Origin of the sequence: Streptomyces sp. 13-12-16, assembly GCF_002114215.1 — a bacterium.
Classification (GTDB): Bacteria; Actinomycetota; Actinomycetes; order Streptomycetales; family Streptomycetaceae; genus Streptomyces.
In genome coordinates this window covers 1-830 of record NZ_NCTE01000653.1, presented here as the reverse complement: position 1 = coordinate 830, position 830 = coordinate 1, and the positions used below count along the sequence as shown (strand labels likewise).

The 830-nt window shown below is 75.2% G+C and carries 1 protein-coding gene; it reads right to left on the bottom strand.

Annotated features, from left to right (window positions below):
• Positions 1-151 precede the first annotated feature (151 nt).
• Positions 152-830, bottom strand: a 679-nt coding sequence (locus B7767_RS25100; RefSeq protein ID WP_143652627.1) for a sugar transferase, incomplete at its 5' end; no start/stop codon positions are given.

The following is an 830-nucleotide window of genomic DNA, read 5'->3' as shown; positions in this document are numbered from 1 at the left end:
CCAGCGCGGACACCATGTCGGCGGGCCCCGCGCCGTCCCCCGTCGGCGGCAGGCCCGCCAGGACGACCACCGCCACCAGCGGCAGGACCGGCACCGGGGCAGCGGCGGCGGCCCGGCGCGGCAGCGGGACGAGGGCGTGGCTCACGTGGCGTCAGCTCCCCGTCGGGCGGACCAGCGTGACCGCGGTGCGCAGCAGGATGCAGACGTCCCGCCACAGCGACCAGTCGTCGATGTAGGCGTTGTCGAACCGGCACCGGTCCTCGATCGAGGTGTCGCCGCGCAGCCCCTGGACCTGCGCCAGACCGGTGATGCCGGTGCGCATCCGGTGCCGGGTCGCGTAACCCGGGTACGTCTCGCTGAACTGGGCGACGAAGTACGGCCGTTCGGGCCGCGGTCCGACCAGGCTCATGTCGCCGCGGAGCACGTTCCACAGCTGGAGCAGCTCGTCCAGCGAGGTGCGCCGCAGCATGCGGCAGAACCAGCGCATCTCGTGCTCGCCCGCCACGCTCCACCGGGTCGCCGACTCGTGCTCGTCGACCGGCCGGTGGGTGCGGAACTTCAGCAGCGTGAACGGCTCCCCGTTCCGGCCGATGCGCTCCTGCCGGAACACCACCCCCGGCCCGTCACAGAGCCGCAGCGTCACCGCGCACACCAGCAGCAGCGGGCCGGCCAGCAGCAGCAGCGTCCCCGAGACCAGGACGTCGAGCAGCCGCTTGCCGAGGCCGCCGCCGCGCGCCGGGGCGAGGTCCAGCCGCCGGCAGGGGAACCCGGCCAGCCGCTCCGGCGCCGGGTACGGCGCCGGGTCGGCGTCGACCTCCCAGACCGCGCAG